The 25,730-nt window shown below is 63.7% G+C and carries 22 protein-coding genes, 5 tRNA genes and 1 pseudogene; 11 read left to right on the forward strand and 17 right to left on the reverse strand.

Annotated features, from left to right (window positions below; genetic code table 11):
* Positions 1-2 precede the first annotated feature (2 nt).
* Positions 3-380: pseudogene (gene trxA / locus Y88_RS03615) on the forward strand (thioredoxin); the annotation flags it as partial.
* 51 nt (positions 381-431) lie between these two features.
* On the opposite strand, the gene Y88_RS03620 reads toward trxA, so the two are convergent.
* The 3 genes from Y88_RS03620 to argJ are packed head-to-tail and all read right to left on the reverse strand — an operon-like array spanning position 432 to position 3,094.
* The gene (locus Y88_RS03620; RefSeq protein WP_008066389.1) at positions 432-1,235 is read right to left on the reverse strand and encodes an inositol monophosphatase family protein; all 804 of its coding nucleotides are present in this window, start codon (positions 1,233-1,235) and stop codon (positions 432-434) included.
* A 7-nt stretch (positions 1,236-1,242) separates the two neighbouring features.
* Positions 1,243-1,860: a glutathione S-transferase family protein gene (locus Y88_RS03625; RefSeq protein ID WP_008066391.1), complete on the reverse strand. Its 618-nt coding sequence runs from the start codon at positions 1,858-1,860 to the stop codon at positions 1,243-1,245.
* 7 nt (positions 1,861-1,867) lie between these two features.
* The gene (argJ, locus tag Y88_RS03630) at positions 1,868-3,094 is read right to left on the reverse strand and encodes a bifunctional glutamate N-acetyltransferase/amino-acid acetyltransferase ArgJ (RefSeq protein WP_008066393.1); all 1,227 of its coding nucleotides are present in this window, start codon (positions 3,092-3,094) and stop codon (positions 1,868-1,870) included.
* A 165-nt stretch (positions 3,095-3,259) separates the two neighbouring features.
* Here argJ and Y88_RS03635 point away from each other — a divergent pair, with 165 nt between their 5' ends.
* Together Y88_RS03635 and secA are read left to right on the forward strand one after the other, a co-directional pair.
* Complete coding sequence (locus tag Y88_RS03635) at positions 3,260-3,520, forward strand: hypothetical protein (protein ID WP_008066394.1); 261 nt, start codon at positions 3,260-3,262, stop codon at positions 3,518-3,520.
* 121 nt (positions 3,521-3,641) lie between these two features.
* On the forward strand, positions 3,642-6,386 hold the full coding sequence (gene secA, locus Y88_RS03640) for a preprotein translocase subunit SecA (protein WP_008066396.1): 2,745 nt from the start codon (positions 3,642-3,644) through the stop codon (positions 6,384-6,386).
* Positions 6,387-6,511: 125 nt separating this feature from the next.
* Here the strand turns inward: secA and Y88_RS03645 are convergent, their stop codons facing one another.
* The 5 genes from Y88_RS03645 to Y88_RS03665 all read right to left on the reverse strand — a co-directional run bounded on the left by Y88_RS03645 (position 6,512) and on the right by Y88_RS03665 (position 9,776).
* Entirely contained in the window at positions 6,512-7,024 is a 513-nt protein-coding gene (locus Y88_RS03645; protein WP_008066398.1) for a hypothetical protein, read from the reverse strand.
* A gap of 217 nt (positions 7,025-7,241) precedes the next feature.
* Positions 7,242-7,316 (reverse strand) — tRNA-Asn (locus tag Y88_RS03650).
* 88 nt (positions 7,317-7,404) lie between these two features.
* Positions 7,405-8,661 (reverse strand): phospholipase A, encoded by a 1,257-nt coding sequence (locus tag Y88_RS03655; RefSeq protein ID WP_008066400.1) that lies wholly within the window; start codon positions 8,659-8,661, stop codon positions 7,405-7,407.
* Between the two features lie 167 nt (positions 8,662-8,828).
* Positions 8,829-8,903, reverse strand: a tRNA-Asn gene (locus Y88_RS03660).
* Between the two features lie 90 nt (positions 8,904-8,993).
* Positions 8,994-9,776 carry an NAD kinase gene (locus Y88_RS03665; RefSeq protein WP_008066402.1) on the reverse strand — a complete coding sequence of 261 codons (783 nt, stop codon included), beginning with the start codon at positions 9,774-9,776 and terminating at the stop codon, positions 8,994-8,996.
* 157 nt (positions 9,777-9,933) lie between these two features.
* Here Y88_RS03665 and Y88_RS03670 point away from each other — a divergent pair, with 157 nt between their 5' ends.
* Entirely contained in the window at positions 9,934-11,232 is a 1,299-nt protein-coding gene (locus Y88_RS03670) for a GGDEF domain-containing phosphodiesterase (RefSeq protein ID WP_232280901.1), read from the forward strand.
* 13 nt (positions 11,233-11,245) lie between these two features.
* Here the strand turns inward: Y88_RS03670 and mfd are convergent, their stop codons facing one another.
* From mfd to Y88_RS03685, 3 genes are all read right to left on the reverse strand, one after another.
* On the reverse strand, positions 11,246-14,731 hold the full coding sequence (gene mfd / locus Y88_RS03675; RefSeq protein WP_008066406.1) for a transcription-repair coupling factor: 3,486 nt from the start codon (positions 14,729-14,731) through the stop codon (positions 11,246-11,248).
* Between the two features lie 35 nt (positions 14,732-14,766).
* On the reverse strand, positions 14,767-15,033 hold the full coding sequence (locus Y88_RS03680; protein ID WP_008066408.1) for an FAD assembly factor SdhE: 267 nt from the start codon (positions 15,031-15,033) through the stop codon (positions 14,767-14,769).
* 107 nt (positions 15,034-15,140) lie between these two features.
* On the reverse strand, positions 15,141-15,524 hold the full coding sequence (locus tag Y88_RS03685; protein WP_008066409.1) for a baeRF12 domain-containing protein: 384 nt from the start codon (positions 15,522-15,524) through the stop codon (positions 15,141-15,143).
* A 155-nt stretch (positions 15,525-15,679) separates the two neighbouring features.
* Between Y88_RS03685 and recG the strand changes: the two genes are divergently transcribed.
* Positions 15,680-17,737 (forward strand): ATP-dependent DNA helicase RecG, encoded by a 2,058-nt coding sequence (gene recG, locus Y88_RS03690; protein WP_026166828.1) that lies wholly within the window; start codon positions 15,680-15,682, stop codon positions 17,735-17,737.
* 91 nt (positions 17,738-17,828) lie between these two features.
* On the opposite strand, the gene Y88_RS03695 is transcribed toward recG, so the two are convergent.
* Positions 17,829-17,905 (reverse strand) — tRNA-Pro (locus Y88_RS03695).
* Between the two features lie 188 nt (positions 17,906-18,093).
* Between Y88_RS03695 and thyA the strand changes: the two genes are divergently transcribed.
* From thyA to Y88_RS03715, 4 genes are all read left to right on the forward strand, one after another.
* On the forward strand, positions 18,094-19,041 hold the full coding sequence (gene thyA, locus Y88_RS03700) for a thymidylate synthase (protein WP_008066412.1): 948 nt from the start codon (positions 18,094-18,096) through the stop codon (positions 19,039-19,041).
* Between the two features lie 106 nt (positions 19,042-19,147).
* On the forward strand, positions 19,148-20,440 hold the full coding sequence (locus Y88_RS03705) for a thiamine pyrophosphate-dependent enzyme (protein ID WP_008066414.1): 1,293 nt from the start codon (positions 19,148-19,150) through the stop codon (positions 20,438-20,440).
* A gap of 11 nt (positions 20,441-20,451) precedes the next feature.
* Entirely contained in the window at positions 20,452-21,456 is a 1,005-nt protein-coding gene (locus tag Y88_RS03710) for an alpha-ketoacid dehydrogenase subunit beta (RefSeq protein ID WP_008066425.1), read from the forward strand.
* Positions 21,457-21,487: 31 nt separating this feature from the next.
* On the forward strand, positions 21,488-22,702 hold the full coding sequence (locus Y88_RS03715; RefSeq protein ID WP_008066427.1) for a dihydrolipoamide acetyltransferase family protein: 1,215 nt from the start codon (positions 21,488-21,490) through the stop codon (positions 22,700-22,702).
* A gap of 10 nt (positions 22,703-22,712) precedes the next feature.
* On the opposite strand, the gene Y88_RS03720 is transcribed toward Y88_RS03715, so the two are convergent.
* Positions 22,713-23,225, reverse strand: coding sequence for a hypothetical protein (locus tag Y88_RS03720; protein ID WP_008066433.1), 513 nt, complete (start codon positions 23,223-23,225; stop codon positions 22,713-22,715).
* Positions 23,226-23,417: 192 nt separating this feature from the next.
* Here Y88_RS03720 and Y88_RS03725 point away from each other — a divergent pair.
* Positions 23,418-23,494: transfer RNA gene (locus tag Y88_RS03725), tRNA-Asp, on the forward strand.
* Positions 23,495-23,536: 42 nt separating this feature from the next.
* Positions 23,537-23,613 (forward strand) — tRNA-Asp (locus Y88_RS03730).
* A 263-nt stretch (positions 23,614-23,876) separates the two neighbouring features.
* On the opposite strand, the gene Y88_RS03735 is transcribed toward Y88_RS03730, so the two are convergent.
* From Y88_RS03735 to Y88_RS19110, 4 genes are all read right to left on the reverse strand, one after another.
* On the reverse strand, positions 23,877-24,107 hold the full coding sequence (locus tag Y88_RS03735) for a DUF2842 domain-containing protein (protein WP_018075410.1): 231 nt from the start codon (positions 24,105-24,107) through the stop codon (positions 23,877-23,879).
* The gene (locus Y88_RS03740) at positions 24,100-24,711 is read right to left on the reverse strand and encodes a 5-formyltetrahydrofolate cyclo-ligase (RefSeq protein WP_008066435.1); all 612 of its coding nucleotides are present in this window, start codon (positions 24,709-24,711) and stop codon (positions 24,100-24,102) included. Before Y88_RS03740 ends, Y88_RS03735 begins: the two co-directional genes overlap by 8 nt.
* Positions 24,712-24,948: 237 nt before the next feature.
* On the reverse strand, positions 24,949-25,329 hold the full coding sequence (locus Y88_RS03745; RefSeq protein ID WP_008066436.1) for a cell division protein ZapA: 381 nt from the start codon (positions 25,327-25,329) through the stop codon (positions 24,949-24,951).
* Complete coding sequence (locus Y88_RS19110) at positions 25,326-25,526, reverse strand: hypothetical protein (protein ID WP_008066437.1); 201 nt, start codon at positions 25,524-25,526, stop codon at positions 25,326-25,328. Before Y88_RS19110 ends, Y88_RS03745 begins: the two co-directional genes overlap by 4 nt.
* Positions 25,527-25,730 lie beyond the last annotated feature (204 nt).

Here is a 25,730-nt window from a genome sequence, read left to right on the forward strand (position 1 = left end):
TTGCAAGAGACGAAGGACTGCCTAGATTGGCGGTCGATCTTTTATTGGAGACTCCCACAATGCCGACCAAACCCGTCACCGATGCCAGCTTTGCCGAAGACGTGCTGCAGGCCGACAAGCCGGTGCTGGTCGATTTCTGGGCGGACTGGTGCGGCCCGTGCAAGATGATCGGCCCCGCTCTCGAAGAAATCGCCGATGAACTCGCCGACAAGGTCGAGATCGCCAAGATGGACATCATGGCCAACACCTCGGTCCCGAGTGAAATCGGCGTACAGTCGATTCCGCTGCTGGTCCTGTTCAAGGACGGCAAGCCGGTGGCCCAGAAGCTGGGCGCCGCGCCCAAGAGCCAGCTCAAGGGGTGGCTGGAAAGCGTTCTCTGACCATCTGCAAGGGGAAGGGCTCGACAATGGGCCCTTCCACCTTTGCCTTGTTCAGAGTTCCGCCAGTCGTGCCGCCATGTCGTCGAACAGGGCGGGACTTGCCGCGGCAATCAGGCCCGGCTCAAGATGGCGATCGACGCGATAGGCGCCTCCGTCCGGGCGGGCAGCCTTGCCTCCCGCTTCATTGACGAAAAGCACGCCGGCCGCATGGTCCCATGCCAGCGTGCGTTCGAAAATCGACACGTCGTTCACGCCCAGCGCGATCCGGGGATATTGTTCGGCCGCACACCGGGGAATATCGACCAGCGTGTAATGGGGCGCCACGTGCGCTTTCATCGCCTCACGCCGTCCGCCATCGAGGAAGACCAGCGAAATCGCGGCAATCGGCGGTTCCTGCCCAGTGGTGCGGGCACGGACGGGTTCGCCGTTGACGAAAGCACCCTGACCGCGATGCGCGCTGCACAGGCGACCGCTCAAGACGTCATAGATCCAGCCCGACACCGTCTCGCCCTTTTCGGCGAGCGCCAGCAGGATGCCGAAGGGCGGTTTTCCGGCAGCGAAATTGTTGGTGCCGTCGAGTGGGTCGATGATCCAGCACAGGCTGTCACCAAGCCGGTCGAGCACGGCGGGATCGGCATGGGCCGCTTCCTCGCCGACGATCGCCGCTTCGGGCAGAAGCCGCGCCAAGGCTTCGCTCAGGCGCGCTTCGGCATCGGTGTCGGCAACCGTCACCATGTCATCGGCGGCCTTGGCGATGATGTCGCCGGTCGCAAGATGCTGATAGCGCGGCAGGATCGCATTCTGGGCGACATCGGCCAAGAGGGCGGCGATGTCCCGATCGAGAGACTGGCTCATTGTGCGCTCAGGACAGCGGGATCATGACCTGGCTGGCATAGCCGGGCCTTGCCGTCAGGCCCGCGTACCAGTCTTCCATGTTCGGCAGCGACGGGCGTTCGAACGGCAGCGTGAAGAAGGTATAGGCATAGACGCCCATCGGGATGTCCGCGATGCCGAAGGCCTTGCCCGCGAGGAACGGCGTCTGGCCGAGAGCCGCGTCGAACCGCTCGGCGAGCTTGATCGTCGCGGCGATGGAGGCGGAGACCTGCGGATCGTTCACATCCTTGCCCTGACGGACGATGCCCTGAAACGCGGTGCGCTGCGCTTCGGCGAAAGTGAATTGCCAATCCATCCACTTGTCGCCCTGCGCGCGTTCGGCGGGAGCCTCGGGGCGCAGATGGGGCGCGTGAGCGTCAGCGAGATAGCGCAGGATCGCGTTCGATTCCCACAACGAGAACCCGCCGGGAACGCTGTCGTCCTCGATCGTCGGGATCAACCGGTTGGGGTTCATCGCCAGATAGTCGTCGGTAAAGCCGAACGCACCGCCCATGTCGATGCGGCGGTGTTCGATCCCCATCTCGATAGCCGCCCAGGCGACTTTCTTGACGTTGTGGGAATTGAGGCGGCCCCAGATGGTGATCATGGTGATGTCAGCTCCGGTAATCGGCGTTGATGGCGATGTAGCCGTGGGTCAGGTCACAGGTCCAAACGGTCGCCTGACCGTCGCCGAGCCCAATATCGACCTCGATCGAGATCTCGCGTCCCTTCAAATGGGCAGCGACCGGGGTTTCGTCATAATCGGCAAGCGGCTGTCCGTCGCGGGCAGCCCAAGTGCCGCCAAAGCCGATCGACAGGCGGTCGCGATCGGCGGGTTCCCCGGCCTTGCCCACGGCCATGACGACGCGGCCCCAATTGGCGTCTTCCCCGGCGATCGCGGTCTTGACCAGCGGGGAATTGGCGATGGCAAGCCCGATCCGGCGCGCACTGGCGTCCGAAACCGCGCCGCTCACGTGGACTGCAATGAACTTCTGCGCGCCTTCGCCATCCTTGACCACAAGGTGCGACAGCTCGCGGCAGACCTGTTCGAGCGCGGCAGCAAAGGCATCGGCGCCGGTCGAGTTTTCATTCTCGATCCGGACGTTGCCCGCCTTGCCGGTGGCAAAGGCAAGCACGGTGTCGCTGGTCGAGGTATCGCTATCGACCGTGATGCACGAGAACGTGCGCAGGTTCACCGCCGAAAGGGCCTGTTGCAGGAACGCGGGCGAGACGTCCGCGTCAGTGAATACATAGCCGAGCATCGTCGCCATGTCGGGCGCGATCATGCCCGATCCCTTGATGATCGCAGACAGGGTTACGGTCTTGTCGCCGACGACGGCCGTCGCGGTCGCGCCCTTGGGGAAGGTGTCGGTCGTGCCGATCGTACGGGCGGCGTCTTCCCATGTCGCGGGGGCTGCGACCAGCGCGGCCTCGATCCCGGCGCGCGCCTTGTCCTTGGGCAGCGGGACGCCGATCACGCCGGTGGAAGAGACGAAAACCTGCTCGCGCGGGGCGCCCAGGTGCGCCGAAACCTGATCCATGATCGCCTCGACCGCCTCGCGTCCGCGATAGCCGGTGAAGGCATTGGAATTGCCGGCATTGACGATGAGAGCACGGGCATGGCCCTGCGCCACGTTCTGGCGTCCGAGTTCGACTTCCGATGAACAGCATACGTTGCGGGTGAAAACGCCGGCAACGGCAGTCCCTTCGACGAGTTCGACGTAAGTGAGGTCGGTTCGTCCCCAGTTCTTGTATCCTGCACGCACGGTACGCACCGTGACGCCTTCGATCGGCGGCAGGACGGGGAAGGGAGCGGCGAGCGGAGAGACAGCGTCGGACATGGTTTCACGCCCCTAACGCCTGCGCGCGCGCGCGTCCATGGCGTTCGGCACCATGGACACGAAGGACAAGGGGACGCGAAGGACAAGGTGTTTCTGTACCGCCCCCGATCAAAGGGCATCTTTGGCAATGGACGATTAAGCAAATTACCCCTATCTGGCACTCTCATGCGTTTCCTGCTGGTTCTCCTTGCCATGCTTTCGGGCCTTTCGCTGGCCGATGTCGCGGTTGCGGCATCGCCTGCCGAAGTGGTCGGCGTGGCGCGGCAGGCTGCAGCCGAAACAGCTCCTGCGGCAGTTCTGTGCCCGGTGCGCGCGCGTCATGCGATGCCGCCCCAGCGGGTTGAACTGGCACGCCCCCTGCCGCTCGACGAGGAAGTCTTTGCGACGTCCTGCGGCACCACCGTCGCGGATCATCCGCACGAATAGCGGGGCCGGGCGCGTCCTTATTTACGCGCCCATTCCATTGCATCAGCCATCCTTTGCCGGGCGATGACCGCAGCCATGCGCGGCCGCCTTGCGCCAAACCATAAAAACCGGGAAACCTGCCATGTTCGGCTCCATTGCCAAGGCCCTGTTCGGCTCGTCCAACGACCGCTACGTCAAGTCGCTCGACAAGATCGTGCGCAAGATCAACGCTCTCGAGCCGGAAATCCAGGCGCTGTCGGACGAAGACCTGTCGCTCCAGACGCAGAAGTTCCGCGAACGCCTTGCTGCGGGTGAAACACTCGACGACATCCTTCCCGAAGCGTTCGCGACGTGCCGCGAAGGTTCGCGCCGCGTGCTCGGCATGCGCCACTTCGACGTGCAGATGATCGGCGGGATCGTGCTCCATCGGGGCGAAATCGCCGAAATGCGTACCGGTGAAGGCAAGACCCTGGTGGCAACGCTGGCGACCTATCTCAATGCCATCGAGCGCAAGGGCGTCCACGTCGTCACGGTCAACGACTACCTCGCTCGCCGCGACGCGGAATGGATGGGCCAGCTCTATCGCTTTCTCGGGCTTACGGTGGGGGTGATCGTTCCCAACCTCAATGAAGAGGAACGGCGCGAAGCCTACAATTCGGACATCACCTACGCGACGAACAACGAACTCGGGTTCGACTACCTGCGCGACAACATGAAGCACGAGCGGGGCCAGATGGTCCACCGCCCGTTCAATTATGCGATCGTCGACGAAGTGGACTCGATCCTCATCGACGAAGCGCGCACGCCGCTCATCATTTCGGGTCCGACCGAGGACAAGAGCGAGCTTTATGTCGCCGTCGATCAGGTGGTGAAGCACATCGCGCCCGAACATTATGAAGCCGACGAGAAGCAGAAGACCGTCACCCTGACCGAAGACGGCGTCGAATGGGCCGAGCGCCAGTTCGAACAGGCCGGGCTACTGGTCGGATCGAACCTTTACGATGTCGAGAACACGATGGTCGTCCATCACCTCGACCAGGCGCTCAAGGCCAATGTCATGTTCAAGCGTGACATCGACTACATCGTCAAGGACGGCAAGGTTGTCATCATCGACGAGTTCACCGGCCGCATGATGGACGGTCGCCGCTGGTCCAACGGCCTGCATCAGGCGGTCGAGGCCAAGGAAGGCGTCCGGATCGAGCCGGAAAACCAGACCATGGCGTCGATTACCTTCCAGAACTATTTCCGCATGTATCCCAAGCTGGGCGGCATGACCGGGACGGCCGCGACCGAGGCGCCCGAGTTCTACGACATCTACAAGATGAATGTCGTCACCATCCCGACCAACGTGCCGGTGCAGCGCGTCGACGAGGAAGACGAATTCTACAAGAACACCCACGACAAGTTTGCCGCGATCGCCCGCCTGATCCGCGAACGCTATGAAACCGGGCAGCCGGTTCTGGTCGGTACGGTCTCGATCGAGAAGTCGGAACTGCTGTCCGACTTCCTCAATGCCGAAGGGGTCAAGCACAACGTGCTCAACGCCCGCTTCCACGAAATGGAAGCCCATATCGTGGCGCAGGCCGGGCGTCTGGGCGCGGTTACCATCGCCACCAACATGGCCGGGCGCGGGACCGACATCCAGTTGGGCGGCAATGTCGAATTCCGGGTCGACGACGAACTGGCCGAAATGCCCGAAGGCCCCGAGCGCGATGCCGCGATCGAACGGATCAAGGCCGAAGTCGCCGAGGAAAAGCGCAAAGTGCTCGAGGCGGGCGGTCTCTGCGTGATCGGGACCGAGCGCCACGAAAGCCGCCGCATCGACAACCAGCTGCGCGGCCGTTCCGGGCGTCAGGGCGACCCCGGCCTGTCGAAGTTCTATCTCTGCCTCGAAGACGACCTGCTGCGCATCTTCGGTCCGGACACGATGTTCGCGAAGATGATGAACGCCAACCTTGCCGACGGCGAGGCGATCGGTTCGCGCTATCTGTCGAAGGCGATCGAGATCGCCCAGAAGAAGGTCGAAGCACGCAACTACGACATCCGCAAGCAGGTCGTCGAGTACGACGACGTCATGAACGACCAGCGCAAGGTCATCTACGAACAGCGCGCGGACATCATGGACGCCGAGGCAGTCGGTGACGTGGTGATCGACATGCGTCGCGATACCGTCAACACGCTGGTCGCCGATGCGTGTCCCGCCGGTTCTTACCCTGAGCAGTGGGACGTCGAAGGGCTCAAGGCGCGCGCCTACGAAGTGCTCGGCATCGAAATTCCGCTCGAGGAATGGATGCAGGAAGATCACATCGAGCCCGAGCGGATCGAGGATCACATCAACGCGCTGGCCGATGCTCGCATGGAGGAGCGCGTGGCCTCGATCGAGGCGGCGGCCTGGAGCAATCTGGAAAAGGCGATCCTGCTCGAACGGCTCGACTATTACTGGAAGGAACACCTCGCGACGCTCGACGCCCTGCGTCAGGTCGTGTTCCTGCGCGCCTATGCGCAAAAGACGCCGATCAACGAATACAAGCAGGAAGCTTTCGGTCTTTTCGAAAAAATGCTGGAAGGCATCCGTATCGATGTCACCCGCATCCTGATGACGGCCGAATTCCGCATGCAGCAGCCCGACCCGATGCCGCTGCCCGATCTTCCCGATTTCCTCACTCAACCGGGTCTTCTGGAAACCCATATCGATCCGCTGACCGGCGAAAACGATGCGCGCCCGATCCCGAGCCCGGCGTCCTCGCTCGGCATGCTCGGCGCGCAGGGGCCGGGGCAGGTTCCCATGGGCACCAACCCCTGGGCCGATCAGGACATCAGCCGCAACGCTCCGTGCCCGTGCGGATCGGGTGAAAAGTACAAGCATTGCCACGGCGCGATGGTCTGATCCTTCGCGACTGCCGATGAATCAAAAAAGGGGCGCCGGAAACGGTGCCCCTTTGCGTTGGTATAAGGCCGCGCGCCATCTGAGCGAAACGACCTGCAATGGGTTCATCTCATCGCAGGTCCGTATCAGCGGCAGGAAATCGCCTGCCCGGAGGCGTTGGTGCAGGTTCCGGTGTGAACCGGCTTTCCGGTCGCGGGATCGATGCTGGTGGTGCCGGAATAGCTGTTGCCGGTGTTGGCATTGGTTGCGCTGGTCGAGCGGCTGCCGGACCAGGTGCCGTTTGCCGAGCGGGTGAAGCCGCCCGAGGTCTGGACCGAGCCGTTGCTGCCGCTCGCCGAGGCACTACCGCTGCGGCTGACCGAACCGTCGGCACCGACTGTCGTGCTGCCCGAGCGATACCCGCGTCCGCCGCTCGCTCCGGCATAGCCGCCGGCGCTCGAAACGGTGGTCGAACCGTCGGCATTGTAGGTCGTGGTGTGGCCGCTCGCCGCCACGCCGCGTTGGCCGCCGACAACCGTGGCGCCGTTCGCGCCGTTGCCGATATGGGCAACCCCACGCGCTTGTGCGCTCGTGCCGAAGGCAAGTGAGGTGGCGGCAAGGGCAAGGGTCAGGATCGGGAGAAAGGTCTTGATCGTCATGGTGCTCACTCCATCTGGGAATGACCATCCTGATGACGGGCCGATGCCTCAGGGGTGTGTCGTGCAACCTGCGAGGTGCGACAGTGCATGTCGGGGAAAGCGCGGTGTCACGGTTTGACGCAAACCGATCGTCAGACCCCTTGCGCACAACGGCGGGACGACATGATTTTCAGGCTGGTGAAGAGTGATCTTTCGCTGTCAGCCAAGCGAAAGAAAATGGCTCCCTGAGTTGGATTCGAACCAACGGCCGCTCGATTAACAGTCGAGAGCTCTACCGCTGAGCTATCAGGGAGCGGCCCCGGTTTCCCGGGGCAGGAGCGCGCTAATACCAGCCAAATTCGGTTTGGCAAGTGGGTGCCTGAGAAAGTGTCGTCAGGTGTTTAGCGTACGAGCGCGAAACCGATGCGCAAGCGGGTGGCGTAACGGTTGTAATCGAGCAGATTCTCGCCGTATCCCACGAAGGATTGCAGGTAGAGGTAGAAGTCCGGCCCGCCACCAAGGATACGGGGCAGAGGATAGGACAAGTCCGCGCTGAGCGAACCTTTGCCCGTGCTGAAATTGAAGCGCGAAGTCGTGGACAGGCGCAACCCGTCGTCCTTGCCGATTTCCCAGAACAGGCCTGCATTGCCGCGATAGCGGATGATGTCGGGATTGTCCGACTTGTCGCCGACATAGATCGACACGCGCGGCGAAACGGTCATCCGGTAATCGCCCAGAGGAATCGCCGCCATGGGCGCGAGGTAGAAACTGTTGATGCTGCGCGAAGCGGTTCCGTCGCGGCCGTTCGATTCGTGGCGCAGGCCGATTTGTCCCCCGAGTGCGATCCCGTTGTTGAGAACCGCAGAAGGCGTGATGTAGATGAGCTCGGGCTGAAAATCGATGTTGTGGAACGGCGACGAGACGGCGTTCAGATCCCAGAACATGCGCTGCGTATAGGCAAAGTGCAGCCCCTGGCGCCAATCGGCCGGAGCCTTGCCCACGGAGCTGGAGCCGAACAGCTTGTATTTGAAGCTGAGCTGAAGCCGTGCATCTACGCCGGGACCATAGACGGCATAGATCGGCTGATAGGCGGAAAGATCGGACAGAAAAGCATTGCCGACGGTCTTGTCGGTAGGCGGCGGGGCAGGCTGCCGTTCCGCAACAGGCGGGGAAGGGGGGGGAGGCGCAGCTTCAGCCGCGACGGCGGGGCTCTCGTCGTTTCGGGCCAGACGCGAGACCGTGGGAGCCTCGATCATGATCGTTTGCGTGGACCATGCCGGAATGGTCAGCATCGCACCGGCGGAGGCTTCCTTCACGGGCACGCGATAGCGCGCCTGCGCGAATTCATGGGCGGGAACGGCAAGCGTTGACCCGGCGGTATCGACGCGGGAAAGCATGACGGTGTGCGGGCTCGGGCTGCCCTTGTCCGTCACGCGTGCTTCGATCCGATCGGGCAGGATGATGCTGTCGGCTACATCGCCGGGGTTGAGCAGGCGCAAGTCGACAAAGACGCTTCCCTGATCGTCCTGCTGCGAGACGCCCCCGACGAGCACTTCGATATGCGATGCCGCCAGTGCCGTTCCCGGCAATGCCAACAGAGTGAGCGAGGCGAGTGCGGCGAGACGGGTGCCATGGGACGGGAGGGACTTCAACGACATGGCAGCTCCGATGGTTCGACGCACGCAGCCCGCGTGGCGACAGACCGCGCAGGCACTATATATGATAGGTAAAAACCCTGAGTTGCGAACGGAAGCAAGGTCAAGGCCTTGCTGAATGATTTCGCTGATGTCGGGGAGAGCGGCAAGAAATGCACGCTGAAGTAAAATGGCTCCCTGAGTTGGATTCGAACCAACGGCCGCTCGATTAACAGTCGAGAGCTCTACCGCTGAGCTATCAGGGAGCGGCCCCGGTTGCCCGGGGCAGGAGCGCGCTATTAGCAGGCGTTTGCGGTTTGGCAAGCACCCAAATCACTTGAGACGCGGAAAATTTTTCAGGACATGAACTGTTCGGCGAAAATCCGTTCGTCGAGGCTCTTGCCCTTGTCGAAAAGCAGGGTGAGCTGGTGTTCGGGCCAGGCGCGCACGCGCACTTCGGCAACGTCGCGCACTTCCTTTTGATCGGCGACGACAAGGACCGGGCGTTTCACCGATTCTCGTGCACGGATCACGATCTCGGCATTCTCGGGCAGGATCGCCCCGCGCCAGCGACGAGGCCGGAACGGGCTGATCGGGGTGAGGGCAAGCATGTTCGACCCCAGCGGCAGGATCGGCCCGTTGGCCGAGAGGTTATAGGCGGTTGAGCCGGCAGGCGTAGCCACCAGAACCCCGTCGCAGGAGAGTTCGGGAATGCGGACCTTGCCGTTGACCGTGATCTCGAGCTTTGCCGTCTGGCGGGTTTCGCGCAGCAGCGAGACTTCGTTGATTGCCCATGAGGTCTGGACTTCGCCGGTATTTGTGGTTGCCTCCATCCACAGCGGAGACACGGCAATCCGGCGTGCCCGCGCAATGCGTTCTTCAAGTGGGCGCGTGGATTTCAGCCTGTTCATCAGGAACCCGACCGTGCCGAGATTGATGCCGTAGACCGGAACGACCCGATCAGTGTCGAGCATGTGGTGGAGTATCTGCAGCATGAAACCGTCGCCGCCCAAGGCGACGACAATGTCCGCTTCATCGGGGGAAACCCATTCGCGCGTCGCGCGCAAGGTCGTTTCGGCTTCCTGGGCCCGATCGGTGGGCGAGGCCACCAGAGCAAGGCGGGGCAGGGTGTCGGACATTATCCCCTCGGGGTGAAATGGTTGCCAGAGGCTGAAATCTCTGCGTCCCGCCAAATCGACGACACTTGTCCGAGGTTTATGGACCGCCCCATTGTGGTGCAACGATTATCGGTCAGCCATGATGATTTTGCACGACAGTTGGATTATCCCCGCCCGCATGACAGGCGACCAAGACGCGGCAATCGATTCCACAGACCTGTTGACCGGACTGGCATCCGCCGAAGCCGCGCGCACCTGGCTGCGCCGCACCGCGCCTGCCGCACCGGTTCTTGCCATGCTGGTCAGCCTGCCGCGGCTTCAGGCGGTCAATCTCGCCTATGGCAAGACGCACGGCGACCAGGTCCTGATCGAAGTGGCGCGGCGCGTTGCCGATTTCGTCGATGTCGAATTGGGAAGCGCGGCTCTGGTCGCGCGCCTCGGTGGCGGAAAGTTTCTGGTCGCGACGGTGCAGGATACCAGCCGCGAACGCTGGCAATATCTGGGCGAGGCCTTGGGGCGCGCGATCGCGCGGACTTTGACCGTTCGGGGGGAGGAATTCCACCTGCTGCCACGAACGGTTCTTTTGCGGTCGAGCGCGCTCGGCGAGGAAGGGGGCAGCGGCGAGGCACTGCTGCATCATCTGGAGGAAACCGCAACGACTCTGGACCGCCTTTCCGGGCGGCGTATGTTGTGGGCCGACGATGTCCTGGGGACGCCGGGGGCAAGCCTTGCCGTGCTGGAAGGCGAATTGCTCGGCGCCATGCACCGCGACGAAATCAGCGTCCTGTTCCAGCCCCAGTTCGATGTTGCGACCGGGCGCCTTGCCGGTGCGGAAGCCCTCGCGCGGTGGGAACATCCGCGTTTCGGACAGATTTCTGCCGAAACGCTGTTCGCGGTCGCCGACCGGGGCGATCACGTGGCGCAATTGTCGCGGCACATCATTGGGCGCGCCATGGCGCTTGCGACGCAATGGCCCGGACACTTGCGGCTGTCGCTGAACATCACGGCCGAGGATTTCGCGCTGGGCGACGTCGTGCGCACGGTTCGTCACCTGCTTGGGGAAACCGGGTTCGCGGCGGGGAGATTGACGCTTGAAATCACCGAACAGTCGTTGATCAGCGATTTCGAAGCCTGCGCTCGTGCCTTGCGCGCCCTTGCCACCGACGGCGTGCGCGTGGCGCTCGACGACTTCGGAACCGGCTTTTCCAATTTCCGCACGCTCAAGGCATTGCCGCTCGATGCGCTCAAGCTCGACAAGTCGCTGGTCAAGGACATCGCCCACGATCCCCGCGACCGGGCGATCGTCTCGGCGGTGATCGCGATGGCGCGCGCGCTGGCGATGAAAGTGATCGCCGAAGGGGTCGAGCACCAGCAGCAGCTTGCCATCCTTCGCGAAGAAGGCTGCGACTTGTTTCAGGGGTTCCTGCGTTCAGGGCCGATGGCGCCGCTCGAATTCCTGCGCCTGACGTCGAGCTAACGTCAGGGCGCTGTTACGCGGCTTTCTTCGATGCCTTGCGCACGATGGCCGACAGCCCCTTGGTCAATTGCACCAGACCGTTGAGGCGCCCTTCCGGATTGCCCCAGGCCCGCTGGATGACGAGCTTGTTGTCGGGCCGCAGCTTGGCGACGCCGTTCAGGCGTTCGATATAGGCGACAAGGCCGAGCGGGTCGGCAAAGCTGTCGTTGTGGAAGCTGACCAGCACGCCCTTGGAACCGACGTCGATCTTGGCGATGCCCGCGATGATCGCCTGACGCTTCACTTCGATCAGACGCAGGAGGTTTTGCGTCGCCGGTGGGAGCGGGCCGAAGCGGTCGATCATTTCGGCGGCAAGCGATTCGACTGCCTGCGCATTTTCGGCCTCGTTCATGCGGCGGTAGAGCGCCATGCGCACGGCGAGGTCGGGCACATAATCTTCGGGAATCATGATCGGCGCGTCGACCGTGATCTGCGGATTGAGCGCGCCGCGTTCGCGCAAAACGCCGTAATCGCCCGCCTTGGCCGCCAGAATCGCGTCTTCGAGCATCGACTGATACAGTTCGAACCCGACTTCCTTGATATGGCCGGACTGTTCATCGCCGAGGAGGTTGCCCGCCCCGCGCAAGTCGAGGTCGTGGCTGGCAAGCTGGAACCCGGCGCCAAGCGAATCGAGGTCGCCCAGAACCTTGAGCCGCTTTTCCGCGATTTCGGACAGCGCCTGATTCTCGGGGTAAGTGAGATAGGCGTAAGCGCGCAGCTTTCCGCGCCCGACCCGACCGCGCAGCTGATAGAGCTGGGCAAGGCCGAAGCGATCGGCGCGGTGCAGGATGATGGTGTTGGCGCTGGGAATGTCGATCCCGCTCTCGATGATCGTCGTCGACAGCAGCACTTCGTACTTCTTGTCGTAAAAGGCCGACATGCGGTCTTCGACGTCGCTCGAACTCATCTGCCCGTGGGCGGAAACCGCGCGGATTTCCGGCACGTTGAGCCGCAGCCATTCTTCCATCTCGGGCATGTCGGCAATGCGCGGCACGACGATGAAGCTCTGCCCGCCGCGCTGATGTTCGCGCAGCAGCGCATCGCGAATGACGACATCATCCCACGGCATGACGTAAGTGCGGACGGCAAGGCGATCGACCGGGGGCGTCTGGATTGTCGAAAGCTCGCGCAAGCCCGACATCGCCATCTGCAGGGTGCGCGGGATCGGCGTTGCCGTCAGCGTCAGGACGTGGACGTCGGTCTTGAGCTCTTTCAGCTTTTCCTTGTGGGTGACGCCGAAACGCTGTTCCTCGTCGACGATGACAAGGCCGAGGCGACGGAATTCGACCGTCTTGGAAAGCAGGGCATGGGTGCCGATGACGATATCGACAGTCCCGTTGGCAAGTCCGGAACGGGTCTCTGCCGCTTCCTTGGCCGGGACGAGCCGTGACAGGCGCCCGATCTGAAGCGGGAAGCCGGAAAAACGCTCGACGAATGAAGTATAGTGCTGGCGCGCGAGCAGCGTGGTCGGTGCGACGACTGCGACCTGATGTCCGGCCATGGCGGCAACGAATGCGGCCCGCAGCGCGACTTCGGTCTTGCCGAAACCGACATCGCCACAGACGAGGCGGTCCATCGGCTTGCCCGAGGCCATGTCGCCCAGAACGTCCTCGATCGCGCGTTCCTGATCCTCGGTCTCGTTCCAGGGGAAGCGGTCGACAAAGGGGCCGTAGCTTGCCGGATCGGTTTCGAGCGGATCGGCTTGCCGCAAGGCACGCTGGGCGGCGGTCGCCATAAGCTGCCCCGCCATTTCGAGAATGCGCTCGCGCAGCCGCGCCTTGCGCTTCTGCCACGCTTCGCCCCCGAGCCGGTCAAGCGCGACACCGTCGCTTTCGTGGCCATAGCGGGAAAGGACGTCGAGGTTCTCGACCGGGATATAGAGCTTGTCGCCCCCCGCGTACGTGAGCTGGACGCAATCGTGCGGGCTGTTCCCGACATTGATCGCCTCCAGCCCGTCGTACCGGCCGATGCCGTGCTCCATGTGCACGACCAGATCGCCGGGATTGAGCGCGGACAGCTCGGCAAGGAAGGCGTCGGCGTCCTTCTTCTTTTTCTTTCGCCGGACGAGGCGGTCGCCCAGAATGTCCTGCTCGGTCAGAAGCTCGATTTCGCCGTTCGCAAAACCGTGTTCGAGCGGCAGGACGACCGCGACCGGGCGGCCCGAGGCGGCAAGGCCCAAGGCTTCCTGCCAGGTTTCGGCCGTGACCGGCGCGGCCTTTCCGGCTTCGCCCAGAAGGCTGGCAAGGCGGGCGCGCGATCCTTGCGAATAGGCCGCAAGGATCGGTTTCAATCCCCGCGTGGCAAGGGCGGCCAGATGCTTGGCCGCCGCTTCATAGATATTGACGCCCTGCGCGCGTTCGGGGGCAAAGTCCCGCGCACCGGCAAAGCCGAAGTCGATCGTGCGGGCCGTTTCCGGTTCGGCAAAAATCGACATGCGATGGACCGGCCACCCGGCAAGCGCTCGTTCGTATTCGTCGCTGTCGAGATAGAGCGCCTGCGGATCGAGCGGGCGATAGCTGCCCGGTTGGCGCTGGGCAGCGTCGGCGCGCGCCTGGCGGTAGTCCGCGATGTCGGCGAGGCGGCTTTCGGCAGCCTTGGCCGCGCTCGTATCGAGCATGACTACATCGCCTTCGCCCAGATGGTCGAACAGCGTGACCATGCGGTCTTCGAACAAGGGCAGCCAGTGCTCCATGCCCGCAAGACGGCGGCCTTCGCTGACGGCCTGATAGAGCGGATCGCCGGTCGCATTGGCGCCAAAGATCTCGCGATAGCGGCTGCGGAAGCGCTTGATGCTCGTTTCGTCGAGCAAGGCTTCGCTGGCGGGAAGCAGCAGGTGGCTCTCGACCGGTTGGACCGAGCGTTGCGTGCTCGGATCGAACAGGCGCAGCGTTTCAAGCTCGTCGCCGAAGAAGTCGAGGCGCAGGCCGTGGTCGAGCCCGCTCGGGAAAATGTCGAAGACCCCGCCGCGTACGGCATATTCGCCGGTGTCGACCACTGTATCGGTGCGGGCATAGCCCTGCCGTTGGAGCAGGGCGATCAGGGTTTCGCGCCCGATCTCGATGCCGGGCTTGAGTACGCGGGTCGATTCGCGAATGCGGAACGGGGTCAGGACCCGTTGCAGCACCGCGTTGATCGTCGTGACGACAAGCTGGGGCCCTTCGCGCTTCGATTGCAGCCGGGCAAGCGCGGCAAGACGGCGTGCGCTGATCGCAAGAGCAGGTGACGCACGATCGAAGGGAAGACAGTCCCACGCGGGAAATTCGACGACATCGAGTTCGGGCGCGAAAAACGCCGCCGTATCGACGATTGCGCGCATTGCCACGTCATCGGCGGCAACGAACACGGCCCGACCGGGTGCCGCCCGGGCAATGTCGGCCAAGACCAGCGGTTGCGCGCCGCGCGCCACCGACGAAAGCGTCAGCGGCGCCGTTGCCGAAAGGATGCGGGAAATGTCAGGCATGAGCGTGCAAGAGCAGAAAGTCGACCGGTCCGCGATCAGCGCGGGATCTCGACGTAGTCGAGCTTGGCCATCGCATCCATCATCGGCCCCGCATAGTCGGCGGGGATTGGAATGGTGCCCAGAGCCCACCCCATGATGTCGACGTCATCCTCGTCCATCAGGCGTTCGTACCACGCGATCGAGGCTTCATCCCATTCGGTGTGGTGACGGTCGAAAAAGCAGCCGATCATGTAGTCGGCTTCGCGCGTACCGCGATGCCAGGCGCGAAACTTCAGGCGGCGAAGACGATCTTCTTTTTCCATGGACGGGGGCCCTACGCCAAAGAAAACGCCGCCGCAAGTGAACCACCGGGAAGGGCAGCACGCTTGCGACGGCGCTCGAATGCCAAGTCTTTCCGACCGGAGTCGGATCAGTCTTCGGATTCGCGCAAGGTTTCGAGAATCTCGCTTTCGTGACGACCGATCAGATCCTTGCCCAGTTCCTTCACCAGCGCGCGTTCGACGGCGGGGGTCAGGTGGGGGCGCACTTCACCGAGCACGCGGGGCGGAGCGATCAGGGCGAAATGTTCAACCTTGTGTTCGGCAACCTGCCGATTCATCCACGCCGCGACGGCAGCCGCGTGGTCGGCATCGGCGTGGCGCTGACCCGACGTGCCGCTGGCATGATGGGCTTCGGCCAAAGCCGGGGTTTCGACCGGGGCAAGAACAGGAACAGCTTCGTTGCCGGCATTGCGCAGCAACCGCCAATCGTGACTGTCGAGAACAACAACGACCAGACCATGGGCGAGCAGCATTGGGATCTCCTCTCGTTTGAGTTTGTCTTGATGACCAGACGCGTCCCGGGACGTTATCACAATGCGCTGGATCAAATTAGAGTGCAGGATCAATTCGCACCTTTCGCGTGCGGGAGTGGCGCGCGGACGATGTTCCCGTTATGACCCGCAGGGCCATGCGCCCCGATCTTCTCAATCCGCTTTTCGCCGAAACCGAAAGTCTCAAGGGCGTTGGCCCGGGGCTGGCCCGTCCTCTTGAAAAGCTCGGCCTGACCCGTGTCAGGGATCTCGTCTATCACCTGCCGGATCGGTTCGTGTCCCGCCGCGCGGTGACGCGCCTTGACGAGGCAGGGATCGGCGAAAACATCGTCATCGGCCTTACCGTGCGCGAACATCGTGCCAGTGCCGGGCGGGGGCCCTTTCGCGTGCTGGCCGAGGACGATGCGGGCGATATCGTGACGCTCACGTATTTCGGCCGTGCATCCTATACCGCGCGCAAGCTGCTGCCGGTGGGCGAACGGCGCTGGATCGCAGGGCGCCTCGACCAGTTCGGGCAGATGCGCCAGATCGTTCACCCCGATCATGTCGCGCAGGACAGCGGCGAACTGACCGCGCATCTCACCGAGCCGGTCTACCCCCTGTCAGAAGGGCTCACGCAAGGTCGGATCGCCGGACTGGTGCATCAGGCGCTCGGGCATTTGCCTCACCTGCCCGAATGGGTCGAGCCGGGACTGCTGGCGCGGGAAGCCTGGCCAAACTGGGCCGAGGCGGTGGCCGAGGCGCACAAGGGTGAGAATGCCAAGGCGCGGGATCGCCTCGCCTACGACGAATTGCTCGCGAACAGCCTTGCCCTGATGCTTGTCCGGGCAAGCAACCGGACAAGGCGGGGCTTGCCGCTCCACGGCGACGGGCATTTGCGCAAGCGACTCGACCTTCCGTTTTCACTGACCGGCGCGCAGCAACGCGCCATTGCCGAAGTCGAAGCCGATCTTGCGCAGGGTGCGCCAATGTTGCGTTTGCTGCAGGGCGATGTCGGCTCGGGCAAGACGGCAGTGGCGCTTCATGCCATGCTGATCGCGGTCGAGGCCGGGGCTCAGGCCGCCATGCTGGCGCCGACCGAAATCCTGGCCCGCCAACATGCCGAGACCCTGCGTCGCATGGCGGCCGGAACCGGGGTGACCATCGCTCTCCTGACCGGACGGGACAAGGGCAAGGCGCGCGAGGCGACGCTGATGGGCCTCCTCGACGGTTCGATCCAGATCTGCGTCGGCACGCATGCGATCTTTCAGGAAGCGGTCGCCTATCGCAATCTCGCGCTGGTGGTGATCGACGAGCAGCATCGCTTTGGCGTCGGCCAGCGATTGATGCTGACGCAAAAGGCCCGCACCACTGCGCATTGCCTTGCCATGACCGCAACGCCGATCCCGCGCACGCTGACATTGGCGCAATATGGCGAAATGGACGTTTCCCGGCTCGACGAGATGCCGCCCGGACGCCAGCCCATCGACACGCGCGTCGTTTCGACCGATCGCGTCGAGGAAGTGATCGCGGGGATCGGTCGGCATCTGGCCAAGGGTGGGCAGGCCTATTGGGTATGCCCCATGGTTCGCGAACAGGAGACCGAGGATCTGGCCGCAGCCGAAGCGCGCCATGCCTTGTTGAAAGAGCGGTTCGGGGATGGCGTCGAGCTCGTCCACGGGCAATTGCGTCCCGAGGCGAAGGACGCGGCGATGGAGCGTTTCGCGCGGGGCGAGGCCGGTTTGCTGGTGGCAACGACCGTCATCGAAGTCGGTGTCGACGTTCCCAATGCGACATTGATGGTGATCGAGCACGCCGAACGCTTCGGCCTTGCCCAGTTGCACCAGTTGCGCGGGCGAGTGGGGCGCGGAACCGGGCGGTCGACCTGTCTTTTGCTGCGCGGCGAAGCCCTGTCGGAAACCGGGCGCGAGCGTCTGGCGCTCATGCGCGAAACGCAGGACGGGTTCCTGTTGGCCGAGGAAGACTTGCGTCTGCGTGGCGGCGGTGAACTGCTCGGGACGCGCCAGTCGGGCGATACTCCATTCCGCGTTGCCAGTTTTGATCAGATCGCGCGCCTTTTGCCTCTCGCTCATGACGACGCACGCCTGCTGATGGAGCGGGACGGGGGGCTCTCCAGCCCGCGCGGAGAAGCGGCGCGGGTGCTGCTTTATCTGTTCGAGCGGGATTGGGGGGTGCAATTGCTGCGCGGGGGATGACCTCCGCGCGGTCCGGCGTGGTCGCCCGGACATGAAAAACGCCGACCTTGCGGCCGGCGCTTTCAATCCCCTGGACACCCAAGGAAGTAAGTGGTCGGGGAGAGAGGATTCGAACCTCCGGCCCCTGCCTCCCGAAGACAGTGCTCTACCAGGCTGAGCTACTCCCCGACCGGAGGCCGCTCATTGCTGGGCGGCCAAGGCAGAGCCGCCCTATAGGTAGGGGTTTCCGACGTGGCAAGCGGAGAAAATGACATTTCTGCAAAATTTCGCGTCGGGGCTGTGGGTAACTTTGGCGATCCACAGGAATCCGCGGAGTTTGCTTTGTCGCGAAATCACACAGGGTTAGGTTAGGCAGTATGACGAGCAGCGCGCAAACCCACTACGAACAGCAATACCTCGACCTTATGGCGCGAATCTGGAGCCACGGGGACGAGCGGATCGATCGGACCGGAGTCGGAACGCGCTCGATCTTCGGCACCACGCTGCGGTTCGACCTGTCGGACGGGCAAGTGCCTCTGCTCACGACCAAGCGCATCTACTGGAAGACGGCGACCCGCGAATTCCTGTGGTTCCTGACCGGAGAGACCAACATTCGCCCGCTCTGCGCGCAAGGCGTCGAAATCTGGACCGACTGGCCACTCGACCGCTATCGGCGCGAAACCGGCGATCGGATGACGCGCGAGGATTTTTCCCGTCGCATTGTCGAGGACGCTGATTTCGCGGCCCGCTGGGGCGAACTCGGCCCGGTCTATGGCAAGCAATGGACTGACTGGCCGGTCTATGAGGCCGATGCTGCGGCCGGGGCAGGGCTGTTCCGGCGGCGTGAGCGCGGGATCAATCAGGTCGCCGAGCTGGTCGAAGGGCTGCGTCGCAATCCGGGCGGACGGCGTCACATCGTCGAGGGCTGGAATGTCGCCGAGCTCGACGCGATGGCTTTGCCGCCCTGTCACAAGACCTATCAGTTCCATGTCGCCGACGGCAGGCTGTCCGGCATCGTCTATCAACGCAGTTGCGATGTGGCGCTGGGCCTTCCGTTCAATCTCTGGGGCGGGGCGCTCTTCATCCATATGCTGGCGCAGCAATGCGATCTCCTGCCCGGCGAGCTCGTGTGGATGGGCGGGGACACTCATCTCTATCTCAATCACGGCGATCTCGTCGAAGCGCAGCTCGCTCGCCAGCCCGCCGGCTCGCCCCGTCTTGTCCTGGGGCGCCGTCCGGCGAGCATTTTCGACTATGAAATTGGCGATTTCACGGTGCTCGACTATCACCCGCAAAAGCATCTGGCAGCGCCTGTGGCGGTCTGATGCGAATGATTGACCACGTCCTGTCCCTGTAATATAATTTCCCAATCATAAAATAATCCGTCTTCGGCCGAGATTCGGCGGGGCGGGGATACGGGACAGGACGAGCATGGACGGCAATCTGCCGCGGTTGGCACTGCACGTGCCCGAGCCGCGCTTTCGCCCCGGTGATGCGGTCGATTTCGGCGCTTTGCTGCTCTCACGCGCCGGGGAACAGCTACGCCCCGACGAAACATGCGCGGCAAGCGCAACGCATGGGCTGTGTCACGATCTGATCCGTGTTCTGGGCGAGGACGACCTCGCGCACGGTCCATGGAATCCCGCGCTCGATCCAGGAACGCTGATCCGCATGTTGCGGCTGATGGCGCTGACCCGGGCGTTTGACGCACGGATGGTGCGCGCCCAGAGGCAGGGCAAGACCAGCTTCTACATGAAATCGACCGGGGAAGAGGCGACCGCGGTCGCGACCGCGCTGGCGCTTGCGGACGATGACATGGTGTTCCCGACGTATCGTCAGCAGGGCTTGCTGATCGCGCGGGGGTACCCTCTGGTCGAGATGGTCGACCAGATCTTTTCCAACCGCGCCGACCGGCTCAAGGGGCGGCAATTGCCGATCATGTATTCGGCACGGGCGCAGTCGGTCTTCTCGATCTCTGGCAATCTGGCGACGCAGATCCCGCAAGCGGTGGGCTGGGCCATGGCGAGTGCCATTCGCGGCGACAGCCGGATCGCGACCGCCTTTGTCGGGGAAGGATCGAGCGCGGAAGGGGACTTCCATTCCGGCCTGACTTTCGCGGCGGTCTACCATGCACCGGTCGTCATCAATCTCGTCAACAACCAATGGGCGATCTCGAGCTTTTCGGGATTTGCCGGTGCCGAACGGACGACCTTTGCTGCGCGCGCGATCGGGTACGGGATCGCGGGCCTGCGCGTCGACGGCAACGATCCGCTGGCGGTCTTTGCCGCCGTGCGCTGGGCTGCCGATCGGGCCCGCGCCAATGCCGGGCCGACCTTGATCGAACATTTCACCTATCGTGCAGAGGGACATTCGACGTCCGACGATCCTGGGCAATATCGTTCCGCAGCCGAACGCACCGAATGGCCACTGGGCGATCCCGTCGACCGCCTGATGCGTCATCTTGTCACGCTCGGCGTCTGGGATGCAGGGCAACAGGCGGACATGGATGCCGCCGTGGATGCCGAAGTGCGCGACGCGGTTCGGGCCGCCGAAGCGCACGGCACGCTGGGGCAGGGGCTCCACCACCCGTTCCGCACCATGTTCGAGGACGTCTTCGAAACGCCACCCTGGCACCTTGTCGAACAGAGTGAGCAGGCGATCCGGGAGCGCCGCATCAAGTGGCCCGACTGGAGCGACGAGGGCGATGTGGGAGAGCGGCCATGACCTCTCGCTCCATGACCATGATCGAGGCGATCAACGACGCTCTCGATGTCATGCTGTCCCGCGATCCTTCGGTGATCGTCCTTGGCGAGGATGTCGGCTATTTCGGCGGCGTCTTTCGCGCGACTGCCGGGTTGCAGCGGAAACACGGCAAGACCCGCGTTTTCGATACGCCGATTTCCGAATGCGGCATCATCGGTGTCGCGGTCGGCATGGGTGCCTATGGCCTGCGCCCGGTACCCGAGATCCAGTTTGCGGACTACATCTATCCCGGCCTCGATCAGCTCGTGTCAGAGGCCGCGCGGCTGCGCTATCGCTCGGCGGGGGAATATACCGCGCCGATGACCGTGCGGGCACCGTTTGGCGGCGGCATCTTTGGAGGGCAAACGCACAGCCAGAGCCCCGAGGCGCTGTTCACCCATGTCGCCGGATTGAAGACGGTCGTGCCGAGCACGCCCCATGACGCCAAGGGTCTGCTGATCGCGGCGATCGAGGACAACGATCCGGTGATCTTCTTCGAGCCCAAGCGGCTCTACAACGGCCCCTTCAACGGGCATTACGACGAACCCGCGATTCCCTGGTCCCGCCATCCCGACAGCATGGTTCCCGAAGGGCATTACCGCATCCCTCTCGGCAACGCGCGCGTTGCCCGCGAAGGGCAGGACGTGACCGTGCTGGCCTATGGCACCATGGTCCATGTCGCACTCGAAGTGGCGGCACGCGAAGGTATCGATGCCGAAGTGATCGACTTGCGCACGCTGGTCCCGCTCGATATCGTTGCTGTGGAAAAGTCGGTGCAAAAGACCGGCAAATGCCTCGTCGTGCATGAGGCCACGCGCACAGGCGGGTTCGGTGCGGAACTCGCCGCCCTCGTTCAGGAACGGTGTTTCTGGCACCTCGAAGCCCCGGTCGAGCGCGTGACCGGTTTCGACACGCCGTACCCGCACAGTCTCGAATGGGCCTATTTCCCCGGCCCCGTCCGCCTTGGTGAAGCCTTTGCCCGCCTCGCCCGCGCCTGATCCCCGTTCTGCTGCCGGAGTTGCCGAGCCCATGAGCCGCATCATTTTCCGTCTTCCCGACATTGGCGAAGGGATTGCCGAAGCCGAAATCGTCGCCTGGCACGTCGCGGTCGGCGACTGGGTCGAAGAGGACAAGCCGCTTGCCGACGTCATGACCGACAAGGCCACGGTCGAGATGGAAAGCCCTGCGACCGGGCGCATCGTCGAGCTTGGGGGCGAAGTGGGATCGCGCCTTGCCATCGGAGCGCCGCTGGTCGTCATCGAGACCGGGGACGGCGATGGGTCCGAGCGGGGCAACGATGAACACGCGTCCTCCCTTCCGCCTCCGCCCCGAATCGTTCCGGACCGTGAGGACCGCCCTGCGGCGGCACCGTTACTGCGTGTTCTGGCCAGTCCGGCGGTTCGGGCGCGGGCGCGCGATCTGGGGATCGACCTTGCCGTGGTTCGTCCCGGCCCGGACGGGCGCGTGCGCCATGGGGACCTCGACCGATATGTTGCATGGTCGGGCGGCGGCCATGGCGCAGCAGGAAAGGCTCGCGCCGACGAAGTGGTGAAGGTCGCCGGGCTGCGTCGCCGGATCGCCGAGAACATGGCGGCGTCCAAGCGGCACATCCCGCATTTTTCCTATGTCGAGGAAATCGACGTGACCGCGCTCGAAAGCATGCGCGCCGATCTTAACGGCGAGGACGACACCCGACCGCGTCTCACTCTGCTGCCGTTCCTGGTCACGGCGATCTGCCGGGTGATTCCCGATTTTCCCATGATCAATGCGCGGTATGACGACGAAGCCGAAGTGGTGACGCGTCATGGCGCCGTACACATGGGGATCGCCACACAGACCCCGCAGGGCCTGATGGTTCCGGTGTTGCGCAATGCGCAGGACAAAAACCTGTGGCAACTGGCCCGCGAGATCGCCCGCCTTGCCGAGGACGCGCGCTCGGGCGTGATCGCGCGTCAGGACCTCATCGGCTCGACACTGACCATCACCAGTCTCGGCGCATTGGGAGGTGTCGCGACGACACCCGTCATCAATCGTCCCGAAGTCGCAATCATCGGCCCCAACCGAATCGTCGAGCGGCCGATGTTCGTGCCCGACGGACTGGGGGGAGAGCGTGTTGCCAAGCGCAAGCTCATGAATCTGTCGATCAGTTGCGATCACCGCGTCGTCGATGGCTGGGATGCGGCCTCGTTCGTTCAGGCGGTGAAGAATCTGCTTGAACGTCCGGCTCGGCTGCTGGCGCCCTGAGAGCGTCCTTTCAGCGTACCACGCCGCGATAGGTGATCTGTCCCGCGCCGGTGGCGGCGCGGCGACCGGGAACGCGCCAGCGCACATGCGTGACGTCGTCCGGGGCTGCACGGCGCCAGATGCCGCCGGCATCGCGCACGAGCAGCGTGGGCAGCGGGCCCCAGGTGCGCCCGCCGTCCACGGATACTTCCTCGTTGGCATCCGTGCTCGACTGGAAGGCGACCGTATGGGGGAGGGGGTTCATCACGGTGAAGTCACCGGTTTCGTTCGAGGTCCAGTTCACGACGAAGATCAGCCGGTCTCCGGGGTGAAGCTGCTCTGCCCGTTCGAGCACTCGCGCCATGCGTCCGCCCGGCGCGCTTTCGAAGCGTTCGACGAAGACGTCACTGGCAAGCCGGACGCGGGCCGGGCGCGGGGCAAGCGCCCGGTTTATCGAGAGGGGGGTAGGCGCGGTTGCCGCCAACGCGACAAGGGGCATCATCGTTATCGAACCGATCATCGCACGTGCCGTCTGCTTCAACATCTGTGGCGCCCCAAGCCATGCCTGTCGTTGGTACCCCTGTTTCCTTGCACGATCGTGGCGAAGTTCAGGTTAACGGCACCTGATTCTCCCCCACAAAGGGCCGGGTGAAATCAGCATGTGGAAAAAAACTTTGTGCAGGTTTGTTGACAGTCTCGATGCGGGGCCATAGAGGCACGGCTCCCAAGCGGAAACGCGGGTGTAGCTCAGTTGGTTAGAGTGCCGGCCTGTCACGCCGGAGGTCGCGGGTTCGAGCCCCGTCACTCGCGCCATCCGCTTGGGAAGATGCCCTTTTTCGGGGCGAAACCAGATGCGCGGGTGTAGCTCAGTTGGTTAGAGTGCCGGCCTGTCACGCCGGAGGTCGCGGGTTCGAGCCCCGTCACTCGCGCCATGGTTTCGCAAAGTCCGATCGGGCGAAGTCCAGGTGGTTCGCCGCCTGATCTTCACCGAGCGGCGAGTGATCTGGATAAAGATCAGGCAAGGTGGCGGACGACGCAAGTCGGTCCGCCTCTTTGCGTTTCGGCCTGAGGTTGCCGTTTTTCAAATCAGGTGACGACCGAAATTTCGGTCGAAGTTTCGGACGGGCTTGCCGATCCGCGAATCGCTCGCCTTTCGAGAATCACCGAAATCTTGAGAATCGCCGGGCTGGAGGAGCTACCCCCAGCGTCCGGTTTCCATCCAGATCATGAATCGCCTGAGCGGCAGGATCCAGATCGTGCCCAGCGCGATATAGGCCACCATCTGGGCCAGCACCGGCCATGTTGCCAGCGGACCGGCCAGCATGGCCACGACGCCGACATAAATTGCCAGTGCGATGACGAGCGTCAAGACGCCGATGGGTTTGCGCCAGGTCGGCCTTGCATCGCCCGGGTTGAAATCAGGCATCCCCGCTTTCTCCAAAGGGACCGAACAGGCGGGTGGGCGTCACCACCGCAACCAACGGTCGATCGTGGTCTTCATGGGGCAGCTCTTCGACAAGCTGGCAGTCCCACGCCAAGCCTACCGCGGGAACGTCGTGATGGGCACCCAGCCAACGGTCGTAATGACCACCGCCCTGCCCAAGCCGTGCACCGTTCGCCGTAAAGCCCACCAGGGGGACGAACAGGAAATCGGGCTCGAGCGCTTCTACATCCGCTTCGGGCTGGGGAACGCCATAGGGGCCGGGAACAAGCAATTCGTCGAGATGCGGCAATGTCCAGTGCCGGAATTCCATCGGAGTATCGCGCCCGGCGAACCACGGCATGGCGATCTTGTGTCCGGCATCATGGAAAAAGCGCGCGTAACCGACCGCAGGTGCCTCGTAGCGACCCGGGATATAAAGGCCGATCGTTGCCCCCTTGGGGATGAGGTCGACCAGGGCCGTTGGCGGACGCAGCAGAAGCAGGGCGCGAATGCGCGGATCGAGCGATTCGACATGAGCCTTGCGAGTGGCGCGCAGAGCCTTGCGCAGCGCAGCCTTGTCGACCGCGGCAGTATCCTCGTCGTTCACCGGGCATCTCCTTTGTCCGGGGCGCGACGGCCTTTCGTCGAGGATCGTGCGCGCTGTGCGGCGGGGTGACGGGCCCACCATGGGTCGTTTGCTCGGAAAATCCTCTGACGCCTCAACGTCAGGTGGGAACCATGTGATCCGGACCACGGTCCAGACCAGGGACAGCTCCCTTGGATTCGATATAGCCTCAGGGATGTTTCATGCGGCTCGTGCCGGGCAGAACCCGTCAGCCTCTATTTAGGAGGCCTCGCCGCTTTGCTCAAGACGTTCGGCAAGCTTTTCCACCCTGGCTGCCAGATCGGCGACACGCGCGAGCAGTTCGGGCGCAATCGGATCCCTTACCACTTCCGGTTCGGGAGCGGGTGGCGGTGCGGGAGGGGCCGGTGGGGGAGGCGCAGGGACCGGCGCCGGTCCCGCCTTTTCCAGCGCAAGGAGTTCATCCGCAAGCATGAGCGTCGCAAAGAGCAGCATGCGCACTTCGGTCTGCCCCTGGCCGAGGCGCAGCCTGCGCACCCGGTCGTCAACCATGCGGGCAAGAGTTTCGATGTGGGCTTCCTCGCCCACGGGAACGGCGACGGCGTGCGAGCGGCCGCCGATGGTCAGGGTGACGTTCTTCACGGCTTTTGCGGCAGATTGGCAAGCAGCAGGTCGAGCTGCTGCAATTCGTTGCTGACGGTGTCCTTGAGGCGGCGATGGCGCGCCCGCAAGGCAATCATTTCGGCCATTTCCGCTTCGCGCGCATCCGCGCTCGCCTCAAGCCGGGCAACGGCTTGCTCGATGCGATCGAGCGCCTGTTCGAGACCTTCTGTTCCCATGCTGCATTGGCTAGCACATCGCCCCGCTGGCGCAAGCGGCATGGCGACAATCCCGGTGCAAGGCGTCCGACCGCTGCGCCGCGTCGACGCAACGCGCATGCCTTGCTTGACGAAGTCGCTGTTTGCAGCCAATGCATAGGAATGCACGGAGGCCTCGTCGCTGCGTTACTTCCAGGCGGAAAGAACGTTCCGGAGGCGGGGCCC

Origin of the sequence: Novosphingobium nitrogenifigens DSM 19370 (genome assembly GCF_000192575.1) — a bacterium.
Lineage (GTDB): Bacteria > Pseudomonadota > Alphaproteobacteria > Sphingomonadales > Sphingomonadaceae > Novosphingobium > Novosphingobium nitrogenifigens.

Coding starts and splice junctions, on each gene's coding strand:
- Y88_RS03620 (WP_008066389.1), bottom strand. CDS start 1,235: ATGAGCCAGTCTCTCGATCGGGACATCGCCGCCCTCTTGGCCGATGTC.
- Y88_RS03625 (WP_008066391.1), bottom strand. CDS start 1,860: ATGATCACCATCTGGGGCCGCCTCAATTCCCACAACGTCAAGAAAGTC.
- argJ (WP_008066393.1), bottom strand. CDS start 3,094: ATGTCCGACGCTGTCTCTCCGCTCGCCGCTCCCTTCCCCGTCCTGCCG.
- Y88_RS03635 (WP_008066394.1), top strand. CDS start 3,260: ATGCGTTTCCTGCTGGTTCTCCTTGCCATGCTTTCGGGCCTTTCGCTG.
- secA (WP_008066396.1), top strand. CDS start 3,642: ATGTTCGGCTCCATTGCCAAGGCCCTGTTCGGCTCGTCCAACGACCGC.
- Y88_RS03645 (WP_008066398.1), bottom strand. CDS start 7,024: ATGACGATCAAGACCTTTCTCCCGATCCTGACCCTTGCCCTTGCCGCC.
- Y88_RS03655 (WP_008066400.1), bottom strand. CDS start 8,661: ATGTCGTTGAAGTCCCTCCCGTCCCATGGCACCCGTCTCGCCGCACTC.
- Y88_RS03665 (WP_008066402.1), bottom strand. CDS start 9,776: ATGTCCGACACCCTGCCCCGCCTTGCTCTGGTGGCCTCGCCCACCGAT.
- Y88_RS03670 (WP_232280901.1), top strand. CDS start 9,934: ATGACAGGCGACCAAGACGCGGCAATCGATTCCACAGACCTGTTGACC.
- mfd (WP_008066406.1), bottom strand. CDS start 14,731: ATGCCTGACATTTCCCGCATCCTTTCGGCAACGGCGCCGCTGACGCTT.
- Y88_RS03680 (WP_008066408.1), bottom strand. CDS start 15,033: ATGGAAAAAGAAGATCGTCTTCGCCGCCTGAAGTTTCGCGCCTGGCAT.
- Y88_RS03685 (WP_008066409.1), bottom strand. CDS start 15,524: ATGCTGCTCGCCCATGGTCTGGTCGTTGTTGTTCTCGACAGTCACGAT.
- recG (WP_026166828.1), top strand. CDS start 15,680: ATGCGCCCCGATCTTCTCAATCCGCTTTTCGCCGAAACCGAAAGTCTC.
- thyA (WP_008066412.1), top strand. CDS start 18,094: ATGACGAGCAGCGCGCAAACCCACTACGAACAGCAATACCTCGACCTT.
- Y88_RS03705 (WP_008066414.1), top strand. CDS start 19,148: ATGGACGGCAATCTGCCGCGGTTGGCACTGCACGTGCCCGAGCCGCGC.
- Y88_RS03710 (WP_008066425.1), top strand. CDS start 20,452: ATGACCATGATCGAGGCGATCAACGACGCTCTCGATGTCATGCTGTCC.
- Y88_RS03715 (WP_008066427.1), top strand. CDS start 21,488: ATGAGCCGCATCATTTTCCGTCTTCCCGACATTGGCGAAGGGATTGCC.
- Y88_RS03720 (WP_008066433.1), bottom strand. CDS start 23,225: ATGTTGAAGCAGACGGCACGTGCGATGATCGGTTCGATAACGATGATG.
- Y88_RS03735 (WP_018075410.1), bottom strand. CDS start 24,107: ATGCCTGATTTCAACCCGGGCGATGCAAGGCCGACCTGGCGCAAACCC.
- Y88_RS19110 (WP_008066437.1), bottom strand. CDS start 25,526: ATGGGAACAGAAGGTCTCGAACAGGCGCTCGATCGCATCGAGCAAGCC.